This window comes from Bradyrhizobium sp. Kon56 (assembly GCF_055807635.1).
Map to the genome: position 1 here is coordinate 17,882 of NZ_JBVVOU010000037.1, position 14,508 is coordinate 32,389.

The following is a 14,508-nucleotide window of genomic DNA, read 5'->3' on the forward strand; positions in this document are numbered from 1 at the left end:
GGTTGCCGGCAAACTTGGCCGCGTTCGAGTTTGATGTCCGTGATCCCCATCACCATGGTAGGCTGCGTGATCTGAATCACGCTTGGAACCTGCCGAGGTGGGCGCCCAATGGGAGGACAGTCCGTCACATGCTGAAATCGATCGATCCGATCCTCACGCCCGACCTGCTTTGGCTGCTGGCTTCCATGGGCCATGGCGACGATCTCGCTTTCGTCGATGCCAATCACCCCTCGGCGCGCATCGCGCAGAGCACGCATTCGCAGCGCTTGATCCAGTTGCCAGGCATGAGCATGGAGACCGCGATTCGCGCCATCATGTCGGTCTATCCGCTCGACGATTTCGATCCCGATCCGGTCCGCGTGATGATGCCGGTCGACGATCCCGACCGCGTCCCCGACGTGCAGCGCGCGGTGCTCGCCGAGATCGAACGCGCCGCCGGCCGGCCCGTCACGCCCGGAAAACTCTCCCGGCCGGATTTTTATCGCGCGGCGGCGGCGAGCTTTGGCGTCGTGCAGGTCGGCGACAGCAGCAGTTACGGATGCTTCCTGATCAGGAAGGGTGTGATCAGCTAGCAGCGCACGATCGAACGATGCGGGACGGCGTCACGCGTGCTCGAATGGTCCGACCTCGCGGATCACCTTGCAGATCTGCAGGAAGCCGCTGGCGTAGAATTCGGCATGTCCTCGCTTCATCGTCTCGACATGTTCGGGATGGGTGCGCCAGGCTTCGAGCGCTTCCTCAGAGGCAAAACGGAACACGGTGAGCTCCTCGCCGTCGTCGGCCTTGAACGACTTGACCGATACAAAGCCGGGAAGACGACTGACGATGTCGTACATGCGCGCGCCGAGCCGGTCGTGCTCGTCGACAGAGGCGCCGTCACGCAATTGCAGATCGCCAATGACAATCACTTCGCCAATCATGTTTCCTTGCCCTTAATCAATAGGATTCCTGCCGCTCGATCTGCTATTCGGTTTCGTGAGGGCTTTGTTACTTGGCACTCGAAATTGAATGGTCATTCCGCAAGCGGCCGTCTATCGTCCATCCATGTCACGCTTTTTATGTCTATCTGTCGCTATCGTCCTATCGCTGCTGCCGGCTGTCGCGCCGGCTGCTTCGATCCAAAAGCGTCCCAAGCAAGCTTGGCATGGTTACGGCTTCCTGCCGGGCTATCGCCAGCCGCTGAGCAACAGCATTCCGCTCTACAAGCAGAAGGAAGCGATGCGGCGGATGTCGCCTAGCGACCGGCGCCATTGGTATATCGATCCGGTCCCCCAATATTACGGCTGGGACGGCGAGTGGCGCTATTTCGGCCGGCCCGGCTTCGGCGGCGGCCGCTACAATGGCGGTAGTTTTGGGCCGTGCTGGACGCGGACGCCGATCGGTGCGGTGTGGAATTGCGGGTGATCGGCTGAGCATCCGTCATTGCGAGCGGAGCGCGCTGCGCTCGCAATGACGTTGAGGAGAGAGTGTTTTCCTCATTCCGCTCTCGTGCGGCGGACGCAGCGTGGCGTCTCTTCGACGGTGCGCTGCAGAGCCGGGGCCATGTGGCGACGGAAGCTGTGGCTCGTGGGTTCCGGATCTGTGCTTCGCTTGTCCGGGACACGAGACGGAGGAGGCCGCATCCCCTTACGAGAAGAACGCGATCTTCTCGGCCTGGGTCATGCGGCGGATTGGCGCCATGGGATCGTTGGCGGCGGCGCGGGGCTTTTGCAGGATGCCGCTGGCGAGGATGGTGGCGCCAAGCGAAGCTTCCGGAACCGGCGACGTCATCGGGAGCGTCGTGGCCTGCGCCGCGCCGAATGTCGCGGATGCTGCCATGACGGGCGCCGGCTGCTCCATCACTTCGGCGGCGGCTTCCGCAATGGCGTTGGTGAGGCGCGCCAGCGATTCCATCGCGATCGGCGCTTCCTCTACGGGCTCCTCCACCACCGCTGCGGCGGCGACTGGCTCGGCTGCGGCCGGCTCCGGTATCTCCGCTGCGATGGGCGCTGCAGCCTCCGCAACCACCGGTTCCGGAACGGTCGCTTCCATCTCGACCGGTTCGATGATCTCGTCGAATTCGGGGTCGGGCGCGGCCATCTCCAGCGCGATGGCCTCGAGGATGGCTTCGTCCTCGGCTTCGGCGGCGGCATCGAGCGAAAATTCGTCCGTCACCTCCGCGAAAGCCTCAGTGGCCGGCTCTTCAAAAGCGATGTCTTCAGGCGCGATCCGGCTCTCGGCGACGGTCTCCGGCTCGAGCGCGGCGTCCGTCGCCTGCTCGGCAACGGAGAAGGCCTCGGAGACGATTCCGGCCGCTTCCACGGCGGCTTCGGGCTCGATCGCCTCTGCGATGTCTTGCGGCGCCTCCGTAAAAGCCACGGGTGCTTCGCTGGCCATCGCCGCGGGCGCGGCCTCCGCCAGCGGAGCTTCCGCAGCGGACGACGGTGCCTCCTGCACCGGAGCCGGCGAGGGGCGCGCGGCCTGCGGTGTTGCGTCAGCGTCGGTTTGGTCGATCCGGTCCTTGAGCAGATCGAATGCGGCCTTGAGGTCGGCGCGGGGGTCGATGGTCGAAACCTGCGCGCAGGCCGCCTCGATCGAGGCGAGCTGCGAATCAATCAGGTCGCAGATTCGGCCGTCGGCACCGATCTCGCGCCAGCGCCAGGAGATCTCCTTGATGATGCGCAGGCCGCGCGGGATCGGTGCGAGGCTCGCCTCGATCGCAGCAGGATCGAACGCCGCGATTGCGATCGTCTCGGCTTCACGAATCGCGTGCCGGATGGCGACCAAGGCTTCGGGGAGGCGGTCCTCGACGACGGGTTGGCGCTGTGCCGCAAGGGCTTCTTCGATTTTCGCGACCGCGTCGAGCACCATGCGGGTATCGGCATTGCGGTTGCGCTTGGCGTATTCGCCGAGGAACCAGCGGCCGCGCGCGGTCTCCATGAAGGCTTCGCGGATCGCGTCGTAATCCTGCTCGTTCGGCTCGGCCGCACGGGCAGACATAGGCGAGAGGGCGAATGCTTCGTTGGCCATGTCAATCTCGTCGCGCAAATCACCGCGCGTTACAGTAACGATCATCACGATATCGACCGAATCGCAATTGGTTTGATGGCACCCGAATCACAAATCCCCATCGCAGCATCTCAGAAGCGGCGATTCGCCGTGAGCCTCGCGCTGTTCTATTCGGCCGTGTTCGCGGTGTCGGGAACGCATCTGCCGTTCTTTCCGGTCTGGCTGAAGGCGATCGGCATCGACGCGGCCTGGATCGGCCTCATCAACGCGCTGCCCGCGATCACGCGCTTCACCACGCTGCCGCAGATCACCGCCTTTGCTGAAAAGAGACATGCGATTCGCGCCGGCATGATGGTGTCGGTGCTGGCGACGGCGATTGGGTTCACGGCGGTCGGCTTGCAGCAGCAGCCGCTGGCGCTGTTCCTGATCTATGCGCTGACCTGCATGATGTGGACGCCGACCATGCCGCTGACCGACGCCTATGCGCTGCGTGGCGTCGCCCGCTACGGGCTCGATTACGGGCCGGTGCGGCTGTGGGGTTCGGCAGCGTTCGCGGCCGGCTCGCTCGCCTGCGGCTATCTCGTAGACCACATCGCGGCGCGCGATCTGATCTGGGTCATCGTCGCCTGGGCCGGGGTTGCGGTCGCCGCCGGCATGCTGCTTCAGCCGCTCGACGACGTTAGGCGACGGACGACAACGGTGCACGCCGGCAAGGCGCTGCTGCGCGATGCCGGCTTCTGGGCCATCATCGTTTCGGCCGCGCTGATCCAGGGCAGTCACGTCGCGTACTATACGTTCTCGGCCATCAACTGGCAGGCCCACGGCCTCGGCGGGCTGACGATCGCGGGCCTCTGGACGTTAGGGGTGATCGCCGAGATCGTCGTGTTCGCGCTGTCGCCGCGCTTCTCGCCGCATCCGTCCTCGCTCATGGCGATCGGGGGCGCGAGCGCGGTCGTGCGCTGGGTCGTCACCGCGTACGATCCGCCGCTCGCGCTGCTCGCGGTCGTGCAACTCGGCCACGGCCTGACCTTCGGGATGACGATCCTCGGCACCATGAGTCTGCTGGTGCAGCGCGTGCCGTCGCATCAGATCGCGCGGGGGCAGGGTTATTACGCGGCGTGCAACGGGCTGCTGGGTGCGACCACCTCGATCGCGTCAGGCGCGATCTACGCTCGCATCGGCGACGGCCTCTATTATGTGATGGCGGCAATGGCCGCTGCCGGCGCGCTTGTGATCTGGTCGGCGCGGCACCGGCTGAAAGCTCATCCCCAGAGCGACGAGTCCGGCGGGTAGACCAGGCTGTCATCATAACGCAGGCCATGATCGCGGTCGCGCGTCAGCAGCAGCGGGCCGTCGAGATCGACGAAGCGCGCCTGCGGCGTCACCAGCATCGCAGGCGCCATCGACAGCGAGGTCGCGACCATGCAGCCGATCATGATCTCGAAGCCGAGCGCCTGCGCGGCATCGGCCATCGCCAGCGCCTCGGTGAGGCCGCCGGTCTTGTCGAGCTTGATGTTCACGGCGTCGTAGCGCTCGCGGAGCGACGCCAGCGAAGTGCGGTCGTGCACGCTCTCGTCGGCGCAAACCACCAGCGGCCGCTTGATCCGCGCCAGCGCGTCGTCTTGGCCCGCGGGCAGCGGCTGCTCGACCAAGGTGACGCCGACGGCCTCGCAGGCCGCAAGATTCTGCTCCAGATTGCCTTCGGTCCAGGCCTCGTTGGCATCCACGATCAGCTCGGATTCGGGTGCGGCGTTGCGCACCGCGGCGATCCGCTCCGGATCGCCGTCGCCGCCGAGCTTGATCTTGAGCAGGGGCCGGTGCGCCGCCTTGGCAGTCGCCGCCGCCATGGCCTCGGGCGTGTCCAGCGAGATCGTGTAGGCCGTGGTGCGTTCGCCCGGCGCCGGGCGGTCGAGCACGCTCCAGGCCCGCAATCCGGCCGCCTTGGCTTCCAGATCGATCAGGGCACAATCCAGGGCATTGCGGGCCGCCCCGGGCGGCATGGCGGCTTGCAGGGCCTGGCGGGTGAGGCCGCCGGCCACGGCGTCCTGCATGGCCTTGATGGCGGCAAGGGTCGCCTCCGGCGTCTCGCCATAGCGGGGATAGGGCACGCATTCGCCGCGGCCGGTCAGGCCCTTCCGGCGGATCTCGGCCACAACGGTGACGGCCTCGGTCTTGGCGCCCCGGCTGATGGTGAAACTGCCTGCGATGGGAAAGCGCTCGATTCGCGCAGCGAGGGCAGGAACTTTGCTGGAAGTCATTTTGAACTCTGGCGAAATCTGAACCTGCTAGTTACCTCTAGCAACTAAGGTTAACCAGTTGGGGATACCTTCTCCGGGTAAGGGCGCGTGCGCAACCATCTGATTTCATCTGTCTCTCGCGCCCCGGCACGGGAGCGGACATCTTGAACGGCGATCCGAAGCTGGAACGGATTGCGAAGGGCAATGCGCTGGCACTCTGCGCCACCGGAACCTGGACCGCGAGCTTCGCGCCGGTCCTGGAGCGGATGGTGGCTGACGCCGAGAAGCTCGCCGGCGGCCCACAAAGCATCTTCATCGACGTGTCCGAGGTCTCCAAGCTCGACACCTTTGGTGCCTGGCTGATCGAGCGGCTGCGCCGCAGCCTGACGCAGGGCGCCGTCGAGGCGCAGATCGCCGGCCTCTCCGCCAATTATTCAAGCCTCGTGGACGAGGTGCGGCGGGTCAGGGCGACGCCCGTCATCGACAACAGCACGATCACCATCACCGGCATGCTGGAGCAGATCGGCCAGACCGTGGCCGGGGTTGCCGGCACGGTCGCAGGCCTGATCGACATGCTCGGCGCGGTGCTCGCGGCAGGCGCGCGCACCCTGATTCACCCGCGCTCCTTCCGCCTGACCTCGACCGTGCATCATCTCGAGCAGGTCTGCTGGCGCGCGGTGCCCATCGTTGTGCTGATCACCTTCCTGATCGGCTGCATCATCGCCCAGCAGGGCATCTTCCATTTCCGCAGGTTCGGCGCCGACATCTTCGTCGTCGACATGCTCGGCGTGCTGGTGTTGCGCGAGATCGGCGTGCTGCTGGTCGCGATCATGGTCGCCGGCCGCTCGGGCAGCGCCTATACGGCCGAGCTCGGCTCGATGAAGATGCGCGAGGAGATCGACGCGCTGCGCACCATGGGCTTCGATCCGATCGAGGTGCTGGTGCTGCCGCGCATGCTGGCGCTGGTGCTGGCGCTGCCGATCCTGGCCTTCCTCGGCGCGATGGCCGCACTCTATGGCGGCGGTCTTGTCGCCTGGCTCTACGGCGGCGTCGATCCCGAAGCCTTCCTGCTGCGCCTGCGCGACGCCATCTCGATCGACCATTTCATCGTCGGCATCGTCAAGGCGCCGGTGATGGCTGCGGTGATCGGCATCGTCGCCTGCGTCGAGGGCCTCGCCGTGCAGGGCAGTGCGGAATCGCTCGGCCAGCACACGACCGCGTCGGTGGTGAAGGGCATCTTCTTCGTCATCGTCATGGACGGCGTGTTCGCCATCTTCTTCGCCTCGATCGGGATGTGATGGTGGGCGAGATCCAGAACCCCATCATCCGCGTCCGCGACATCACCGTGCAGTTCGGCGCGACGCGCGTGCTCGACGGGCTCGACCTCGACGTCAAGCGCGGCGAGATTTTAGGCTTCGTCGGCCCTTCCGGCGCGGGCAAGTCCGTGCTGACACGCACGATCATCGGCCTCGTGCCGAAGGTCGCAGGGAGCATCGAGGTGTTCGGCGTTGATCTGGATGCCTCCAATACGTCGCAGCGGCGCGCCGTGGAGCGGCGCTGGGGCGTGCTGTTCCAGCAGGGCGCGCTGTTCTCCTCGCTCACGGTGCGGCAGAACATCCAGTTTCCGATGCGCGAATATCTGCGGGTGTCGCAGCGGCTGATGGACGAGATCACCATCGCCAAGCTCACCATGGTCGGTCTCAAGCCCGAAGTCGCCGATCGCTTTCCCTCGGAACTTTCGGGCGGCATGATCAAGCGCGTGGCGCTGGCGCGCGCGCTGTCGCTCGATCCGGATCTCGTCTTCCTGGACGAGCCGACCTCGGGCCTGGACCCGATCGGCGCCGGCGACTTCGACGAGCTGGTCAGGACGCTGCAGCGTACTTTGGGGCTGACCGTTTTCATGGTAACCCACGACCTCGATAGCCTTTACACAGCATGTGACCGCATCGCCGTTTTAGGCAACGGCAAGATCATTGCGGCAGGGTCGATCGCCGACATGCAGGCCTCGCAGCATCCCTGGCTGAGGCAATATTTCCATGGCAAGCGCGCTCGCGCGGTGATGGGCTGAGGTGCCGGAGTAGCTGATGGAAACGCGGGCAAATTACGTGCTGATCGGGTCGTTCACGCTGGCGGTGATCGCCGCCGCGATCGGCTTCGTGCTGTGGTTTCAGTCGCTGCACACCACCAAGCAGCGTAGCCCCCTGCGCGTCGTGTTCGAGGGCCCGGCCGCGGGCCTGCGCAACGGCGGCAGCGTCAATTTCAACGGTATCAGGGTGGGCGAGGTGGTCTCGGTGAAGCTCGACAACCCGCGGCGGGTTGTCGCACTCGCCATGGTCGAGAATAACGCCCCGATCCGCAAGGACACCCTGGTCGGCCTCGAATTCCAGGGCCTGACCGGCGTCGCCGCGATCTCGCTCAAGGGCGGCGAAGAGGCAGCGCCAGCGCCGCCGCTGGACGAGGACGGCATTCCGACGCTGACGGCCGATCCCAACAAGCTCCAGGACGTCACCGAGGCGATCCGCGGCACGCTCCAGAACATCAACAAGATCGTCGCCGACAATCAGGAGTCGGTGAAGAACTCGCTGAAGAACCTCGAGACCTTCACCAACTCGCTCGCCCGCAACTCCGAGAAGATCGACGGCGTGATGGCCAAGGTCGACGGCGTGATGCTCAAGGCCGATAGCCTCATGCTCGGCCTCAACACGCTCGCCGGCGGCAAGGACGGCGGCGAGCTGTTCCAGGCGGTGAAGTCGATCCGCGAACTGGCCGACGATTTCGACAAGCGCTCCGGCGCATTGATGACCGACGGCCGCCGCACGCTCGGCGACATCAGCCGCGCCGTCAACAATTTCGACCGCAACCCGACCCGCGTCCTGTTCGGCGCCAGCAACAACGCGCCGCCAGCCGCTCCGCCGCCGCCGCCCGAGCCGCCGAAACCCGCCGTGCCGGAGCGCAGGCGGTAGTAGGCGCGTTGCCCTCGACCCTCTCCTTCGTCATTGCGAGCGAAGCGAAGCAATCCAGACTGCCTCGCAGAAGCAGTCTGGAATGCTTCGTCGCAAGAGCTCCTCGCAATGACGAGTTTGTAGAGGCGCAACGACGTTCCCAAAACAAAACGGAGGCCGTGAGGCCTCCGTTTTCATTCGTCATCCGTCTTGGCGACTGATCGCTTACCCCAGCCGGCCTGCTGCGTGAGCGAGCAGCGTGTACACCAGGCCCGTCTCCGAGGTCAGGTGGTTGCGCAGCTCCTGCGGGCCGCGGCCGTCGCGGGCGACTTCGTCGAGCAGGCGTTCGAACTCAGCGACATAGCGGTCGACCGTGGCCTTGAAGTTGCGGTCGGATCGATACTTGCGGGCGACCTCGTCAAAGGCCTTCTGGCCGGCGGGCGTGTAGAGGCGCTTGGTGAAGGCCTTGTTCTCGCCGCGCTGGTAGCGGTCCCACATCTCGGAGGCTAGGTTGCGGTCCATCAGCCGGCCGATGTCGAGCGACAAGGATTCCAGCGGATTGCCGCCACCTTGCGGAGCCTGCGGCTGCGGAGCCGGTGCAGCCTGGCGGCCGCGCTGGGGCTCACGTCCGCTGGGCGCGCCCTGGTTGGCGTCCGTGCGGCTAAGCAGGTCGGACAACCAGCCGTCACGGCCCTGGTCATTGCCGGCCGGCGCCACCGGGGGAGCTTCGGTGCGGCGCGAGGAGGCCGGCATGCCGAGGTCCGGCGGCGGCAGCGTCGAGGCGCTGGCGCTCTCGCGCATGCGCGTCTCGGTGCTGCGCGCGCCGACGGCCGCCAGCATCGGCTCTTCCTGGCGTTGCACGCTGGCGCGGCCCGTCGTGGAGACGTCGAGGCCGCGGCCGTGCTGGGCCACGATGCGGTTGAGCTCGGCGAGGGCCTCGATCTGGTCGACGATCACCTTGCGCATCTGCGCAGTGCTCTCGGCGGCCTCCTGCGGCATCTCGAGCACGCCGCGGCGCAGCTCGTTTCGGGTGGCTTCGAGCTCGTTGTGCATCTCGAAGGCCATCTGCTTCATGCTGGAGACGAGATTGGTGAACTTCTCGGTCGACTGCTTGAACATCGCATCCGCCTCGTCGGTGGTCTGGCGGTAGATGTCGTGCATGGCCTCGACGGTCTGCCGGTGCTCCTCTTCAGAGGCCGACCGCACCGCCTCGAACTGGCGGGTGATTGCGGCGGAACCGGCGCCGGCGGTCTCCGCGACGACGCGGGCGATGTCGCGGGCACGCTCTTCGGCAGCCGCCAGCGATTCATCGAGCAGGCCGGTGAAGCGCGACAGGCGCTGGTCGAGATCGGCCGTGCGCAGGTCAATCGTGGTGACGAGCGATTCCAGCGCCTCCTTGCGTTCGGCGAGCGAGGCGGTGGTGTTCTTGTTGCTCTGTTCCACCACCTGCGCGGCCTCGACCAGTGCCTTGCCGTGCGCGTCGAACTGGGTCGACAGCTCGCCGAGATCCTGGAGCGCCCGGGTGGTCTTGCTGTTGAAGACGTTGAGCTGGTCTTCCAGGTTCTGCGTCGCAGCGCCGTTGCGCGAGGTGACGTCGTTCATCGCCGAGACGAAGTCGGCGACGCGCGTCACCAGCGCCCGTTCGAGCGAGTTGAGGTTGTCGTGCGCACCGGTCAGCACCTCCTGGAGCAGGATGTTGCCTTCGCGCAGGCGCTCGAACAGGGCGACCGTGTCGGTGCGCAGGATCTTGCTGGTCTCCTGCATCTCGGTGACGGCCGCGATCGAGACCTGGCGCGACTGGTCGATCGCCGCGCGCGAGGCCTGCTCGAGGTCCTTGAGCGACTTGTTGACGGCACCGGTCGCCATCTCGCTCGCCGAGTTGATGGTCCGCGCCACCTCGGAGCCGTTGCCCATCATGGTCTGCGAGAACGCATGGCCGCGCGTCTCGATCGACTTCAGCGCGTCGGACGTGACGCGGTCGATGTCGAGCGTGAGCTGGCTGGTCTTCGAGCCGATCGCGTCCACGAGCGAGCCGCGCTTGGCGTCGATCATGTTGGCGAGGCGATCGGACTGCTGCTGCACGTAGGTGACGATCTCGTCGGTCTTGCCAGTCATGGCCTGGCCGAAGCTGCTGCTGGCGGCGAGCACCGAGCGCTCGACGTCCGCCGAGCTCGACTTGACCCGCGAGCTCGCCTCGTTGGAGGCGTTGATCAACGCGTTCTGGGCGTTGAGCGCGCTGGTCTGGATGTCGTTGGTCGCGTTCGCGGTGGCGGTGCTCAGCGTACGCTCGATCTCGCTGGAGATCGTGCGGATCTGGCTTGCCGCATCCGCCGAGGTCGAGACCAGCGAGGTCTGCGCCTCACGCGCGCTGTTGAGGATGGTCGAGGCGGTGTCGGCGCCGACCGAGGTCAGCGTGCGCTCGATGTCCGTGGTCAGCGACTTGATCTGGCTCGCAGCGTCCGTCGAGGCAGAGATCAGCGTGCCCTGGGCCTCGCGTACGCCGCTGGTGAGCGCCTCGATGGTGGCGCCGCCGGCGGTCGCCAGCGCGCGCTGCATCTCGGCCGCCAGCGAACGAACCTGGCCGGTCTGTTCGGCGGAGACCGCCAGCAGGGTGCTCTGGGCATCGCGGGCGCTGGTCGTGATCGTCTCGGCGGTCGACTGGCCGACCTGCGAGAGCGAGCGATGCACTTCGGCGGCGAGAGACTTGACCTGGCTCGCCGCATCCGAGGACGCGTTGACGAGCGTGCTCTGGGCTTCGCGGGCGCCGGTCATGATGGTCTCTGCCGTCGCGGTGCCCGCCATCGAGAGCGAGCGCTGCACGTCCGAGGACAGCGCCTTGATCTGGTTGGCGGTCTCGCTCGAGGCCGCGATCAGCGCGCTCTGCGCATCGCGGGCGCCGGCGGTGATCGATTCCGCCGTGGTGGTGCCGGCCATCGACAGCGAGCGCTGCACGTCGGCGGTGAGGGTCTTGACGTGGTTGGCGGCGTCCGAGGACGCCGTGACGAGCGTGGTCTGTACCTCGCGGGCACCGGCCAGGATCGAGGCGGCGGTCGCCGAGCCTGCCGACGACAGCGTGCGTTCGACGTCGGCGGTGAGAGACTTGACGTGGTTGGCCGCATCCGAGGACGCCGTCACGAGCGTGGTCTGCACCTCGCGGGCACCGGCCAGGATCGAGGCGGCGGTCGCCGAGCCTGCCGACGACAGCGTGCGTTCGACGTCGGCCGCGAGCCCCTTGATCTGGTTGGAGGCATCGCCCGACGCGGCGACCAGGGTCGACTGGGCTTCGCGGGCGCTGGTCAGGATCGAGTTCGCGGCACCGGTGCCGACGGCGGTCAGCGCACGCTCGACCTCGGCGGAGGTCATCTTGAGCTGGGCGTTGACGTCGGAGGAGACCGTCATCAGCGACTGCTGCGCGGTGCGCGCACCGGTCTGGATGGTCTCGCTGGTGTTGACCACGAGGTTGGTGAGCGAGCGCTCGGCGTCCTCGACATGCGAGCGAATCGCGGTCGAGATCATCTCGGCGCGGGACATCATGTCGTCGCTGGCCTGGCGTCCGCTGCTCTCGATGCGGCCGGCGACGGCCTCGACGCGCGAGCCGAGCAGGTCCTCGAACTGCGCCACGCGCACGTCGATGTCGCTGGCGACCGCACCGACCTTGGTCTCGATGGCCTGCTGGATGTCCTGGAAGCGCGCCGTGACCGTGTCGGTCAGGTGCATGCTGCGGCCATCGATGATCTCGGCGACGCCGGTGATGCGGCGATCGACCGCCTCGATCGCCTGCGCGGTGCCGTCCGTGAGTGTCGAGGTCAGCAGGGTGAGGCGGGAATCGATCGACTGCACGGCCTGCGAGGCGCCGTTCGTCACCGCGCTGGTCAGGTAGGTGAGGCGCGTGTCGATGGATTCGAGTGCCTGCGACGCGCCCCCGGTGAGGGTGGTCGTCAGATGCGTGAGGCGCGTGTCGATCGTCTGGATGGTCTGCGACGCGCCATCGGTCAGCGAGGTCGCGAGGTGGTTGAGGCGGTTGTCGATGGTCTCGACAGCCTGAGACGCGCCGTCGGTCAGCGACGTCGTGAGGTGGGTGAGGCGGGAGTCGATCGACTGGATCGCCTGCGCGGCGCCGTCGGTCAGCGACGAGGCGAGGTTGTTGAGCCGACCGTCGATTGTCTCGGTGACCGACTTCGCACGGGTATCGAACGACTGTTCGAGCGCGGCGACGCGGCCGACGAGCTGTTCGTCGAAGGTCTTGATGTGACCGTCGATCGTGGAGTCGAGGCTCGAGATCTTGCCGTTCAGCGAGGCATCGAGGTTGCTGACACGTTCGCCGATGGTGGACTCGAACTGCACCAGGCGCTGGTCGAGCACAGCCGTGATCGCGCCGCCATTGGCGGTGAAGCGGGTGTCGAAATTATCGACATAGGTCTTCAGCGACTCATGGATGTCCTGCGTGCGCTGGCCCATCCGATCGACGATCTCGCCGCCGAAGGTCTTCACGGTGCGGTCGAACTCGGAGATGTGGCGGGTGATCAGCGCGCCCAGCGTGCCGGAGTCGCGGGCGAACTTCTCGACCAGCTCGGTGCCCTGGTTCTTCACCAGCTCGTCGAAGGCGCTCATCTGGAGCGACAGCGAGTCGTGCGCGGTCTCGGTCTGGCTGACGACCTTGGCGACCAGCGTGTTGACGGTGGCGTCGAGTGCTTCGCTCGCCTTGTCGCCGGAGGTCATGATCTGGCCGGCGAGGCGGTTGCCGGCGTCGTCGATCTTGGCGGAGAGGTCGTTGGAGCGCAGCTCGAGCTCGAGCAGCAGCGAGTCCGAAGAATTCTTCAGGCTGTCGTGCACCTGCTCGGTGCGCTCGGAGATGCCGTCGACGATCGCGGCGGAGCGCTGCTCGAACTCGCCCGTGATGCGGTCGATGCGCTCGTTGAGCATTTCGTGGACGCGGTCGGCGAGATCGACGAACTCGTCGTGAACGTGGCCGGTCTTGAAATTGAGGCTGGTGGTCAGCCGCTCGCTGGCGTCGAGCACGGCGCGGGTGGTCTCGTTGCTGGCCTCCTCGAGGCGGTCGAGCAGGTCGCCGCCGCGCTCGCCGAGCGCGAGGATCATGTTGTCGCCGGCGTTGCTGAGCGCACCGGTGATGTGGGCGCCGCGCTCTTCGAGTGCGCCGGTGATGGACTTGGCGACCTCGTCGACGCGCGAGGCGATCGCGTCCGAGATCAGGGCGATGTCATGGCGCAAATCGATCTGCACGCCTGAGATGGCGCTGCGGACCTGCTCGGCCTGGCCGACCAGATTGTCGCGCTGATGCGCGATGTCCTGGAGCAGGGCGCGGATGCGCACTTCGTTGTCGGAATAGGCGCGTTCGAGCGCCGCGACCTCGTTGGCGACCAGCGTCTCGAGTTCGCCGGCGCGCGCGATGGCGCGCTCGATGCCGTCGCCCATCGCCGCAACCTCGCGGCGGATGGCCTGGCCGACGGTCACCATGGAATCCGAAGCCGAGCCTTCCGGCTCGGAGAAGCGGATCGCAACTTGGGCCATAGCCTGCGCGACCGAGCTCATTTGCTGGCCGCGCCAGACGAGGCTCGCCAGGAAGAAGAACAGCATGATCGGCGCGAAGAACATCGTGACGAGGCCGGCAATGGCCAACACGCCGCCGCTCTGGCCCATCGCCGCCTGGATCGAAGGCAGGAAGCCGACTGTCAGCGCGGCGCAGGCCGCCAGCCAGATGACGGTGAAGATTGTCGCGCCGGTGTAGATGTTGCGGGTCGGGCGTCCCGTCTGCAACGTCTGCAAGAGCTGGCCGATGGTCGCACGGTCGTCATTGGCGGCGCGGCGCGAGGAGCGCGGCTCCTCGATCTGGTCGAACATCGCACGTTCGTTCGCGGCAGGGCGCGCGTCGAAGCTCGGTTCGTCGAACATCGGGGGAGCCGGTGGCTCGACCGGGGGCGACGTTTCGCTGCGCATCGAGGCGTTGCGGCTGGTGTCCGCGGCCGTGTCGCTGATGTTCAGGGCTTCCTGGATTGCAGAAAGCGCATCTTCTGTGGGGTCTTTGACCTTTTTCGGAGTGTTTGCCATGTTCAGTCCGAGCCCTCGTTACTTGTACGCGTCCCCCCGCGAGCTCTGCGCGCTACGCAAGCCCACAGTCCGGATCATGCCGCTTGCGCGGATCTCCGAGCCATCCCCACCCGGACGGCTTGTCCGCCAATTTCTCCAACATCCTATTGGCAGAGCGTCGCGAATGAAATGCCCGCGATTAAGACATTCTTAATCATCGTTAACAGGATCGTGCCGTAAGGCCTTAGCAATAAATGGAATTCTCCACCGGACTCGCCGGATTGCGGCAACTTTTC

10 protein-coding genes are annotated in these 14,508 nt (G+C 66.4%); 6 read left to right on the top strand and 4 right to left on the bottom strand.

Annotated elements, in window-relative coordinates:
* The first annotated feature begins 128 nt into the window (after positions 1-128).
* Entirely contained in the window at positions 129-572 is a 444-nt protein-coding gene (locus tag AC0L3B_RS33955; RefSeq protein ID WP_018457525.1) for an RbsD/FucU family protein, read from the top strand.
* 30 nt (positions 573-602) lie between these two features.
* Here AC0L3B_RS33955 and AC0L3B_RS33960 read toward each other — a convergent pair whose 3' ends face one another.
* The gene (locus tag AC0L3B_RS33960; RefSeq protein WP_007602028.1) at positions 603-920 is read right to left on the bottom strand and encodes an antibiotic biosynthesis monooxygenase family protein; all 318 of its coding nucleotides are present in this window, start codon (positions 918-920) and stop codon (positions 603-605) included.
* A gap of 88 nt (positions 921-1,008) precedes the next feature.
* On the opposite strand from AC0L3B_RS33960, the gene AC0L3B_RS33965 reads away from it, so the two are divergent.
* Positions 1,009-1,404 (top strand): hypothetical protein, encoded by a 396-nt coding sequence (locus AC0L3B_RS33965; RefSeq protein ID WP_018457527.1) that lies wholly within the window; start codon positions 1,009-1,011, stop codon positions 1,402-1,404.
* A gap of 222 nt (positions 1,405-1,626) precedes the next feature.
* Here AC0L3B_RS33965 and AC0L3B_RS33970 read toward each other — a convergent pair whose 3' ends face one another.
* Positions 1,627-3,009, bottom strand: coding sequence for a hypothetical protein (locus AC0L3B_RS33970; protein ID WP_162496464.1), 1,383 nt, complete (start codon positions 3,007-3,009; stop codon positions 1,627-1,629).
* A 75-nt stretch (positions 3,010-3,084) separates the two neighbouring features.
* Between AC0L3B_RS33970 and AC0L3B_RS33975 the strand changes: the two genes are divergently transcribed.
* Positions 3,085-4,281, top strand: coding sequence for an MFS transporter (locus AC0L3B_RS33975; RefSeq protein ID WP_204511767.1), 1,197 nt, complete (start codon positions 3,085-3,087; stop codon positions 4,279-4,281).
* On the opposite strand, the gene dgcA is transcribed toward AC0L3B_RS33975, so the two are convergent.
* On the bottom strand, positions 4,251-5,246 hold the full coding sequence (gene dgcA / locus AC0L3B_RS33980) for an N-acetyl-D-Glu racemase DgcA (protein ID WP_473381831.1): 996 nt from the start codon (positions 5,244-5,246) through the stop codon (positions 4,251-4,253). The two genes, AC0L3B_RS33975 and dgcA, sit on opposite strands and share 31 nt — an antisense overlap.
* Before the next feature lie 143 nt (positions 5,247-5,389).
* Between dgcA and AC0L3B_RS33985 the strand changes: the two genes are divergently transcribed.
* Genes AC0L3B_RS33985 through AC0L3B_RS33995 form a run of 3 tightly spaced genes read left to right on the top strand, consistent with a single transcriptional unit; the run spans position 5,390 to position 8,188 of the window.
* A complete protein-coding gene (locus tag AC0L3B_RS33985) occupies positions 5,390-6,523 on the top strand; it encodes an MlaE family ABC transporter permease (RefSeq protein WP_473334322.1) in 1,134 nt (377 codons plus the stop codon).
* A complete protein-coding gene (locus AC0L3B_RS33990) occupies positions 6,523-7,293 on the top strand; it encodes an ABC transporter ATP-binding protein (RefSeq protein WP_247377986.1) in 771 nt (256 codons plus the stop codon). The genes AC0L3B_RS33985 and AC0L3B_RS33990 overlap by 1 nt, the downstream gene beginning before the upstream one ends.
* A 16-nt stretch (positions 7,294-7,309) precedes the next feature.
* Positions 7,310-8,188, top strand: coding sequence for an MlaD family protein (locus AC0L3B_RS33995; protein WP_085383964.1), 879 nt, complete (start codon positions 7,310-7,312; stop codon positions 8,186-8,188).
* 204 nt (positions 8,189-8,392) lie between these two features.
* Here AC0L3B_RS33995 and AC0L3B_RS34000 read toward each other — a convergent pair whose 3' ends face one another.
* A complete protein-coding gene (locus AC0L3B_RS34000) occupies positions 8,393-14,233 on the bottom strand; it encodes an apolipoprotein A-IV repeat region-like domain-containing protein (RefSeq protein WP_446482460.1) in 5,841 nt (1,946 codons plus the stop codon).
* Positions 14,234-14,508 lie beyond the last annotated feature (275 nt).

What these genes read in the sequence shown, in the direction of transcription:
- AC0L3B_RS33955 (WP_018457525.1), top strand. Translation starts at nt 129, where the DNA reads ATGCTGAAATCGATCGATCCGATCCTCACGCCCGACCTGCTTTGGCTG.
- AC0L3B_RS33960 (WP_007602028.1), bottom strand. Translation starts at nt 920, where the DNA reads ATGATTGGCGAAGTGATTGTCATTGGCGATCTGCAATTGCGTGACGGC.
- AC0L3B_RS33965 (WP_018457527.1), top strand. Translation starts at nt 1,009, where the DNA reads ATGGTCATTCCGCAAGCGGCCGTCTATCGTCCATCCATGTCACGCTTT.
- AC0L3B_RS33970 (WP_162496464.1), bottom strand. Translation starts at nt 3,009, where the DNA reads ATGGCCAACGAAGCATTCGCCCTCTCGCCTATGTCTGCCCGTGCGGCC.
- AC0L3B_RS33975 (WP_204511767.1), top strand. Translation starts at nt 3,085, where the DNA reads ATGGCACCCGAATCACAAATCCCCATCGCAGCATCTCAGAAGCGGCGA.
- dgcA (WP_473381831.1), bottom strand. Translation starts at nt 5,246, where the DNA reads ATGACTTCCAGCAAAGTTCCTGCCCTCGCTGCGCGAATCGAGCGCTTT.
- AC0L3B_RS33990 (WP_247377986.1), top strand. Translation starts at nt 6,523, where the DNA reads ATGGTGGGCGAGATCCAGAACCCCATCATCCGCGTCCGCGACATCACC.
- AC0L3B_RS33995 (WP_085383964.1), top strand. Translation starts at nt 7,310, where the DNA reads ATGGAAACGCGGGCAAATTACGTGCTGATCGGGTCGTTCACGCTGGCG.
- AC0L3B_RS34000 (WP_446482460.1), bottom strand. Translation starts at nt 14,233, where the DNA reads ATGGCAAACACTCCGAAAAAGGTCAAAGACCCCACAGAAGATGCGCTT.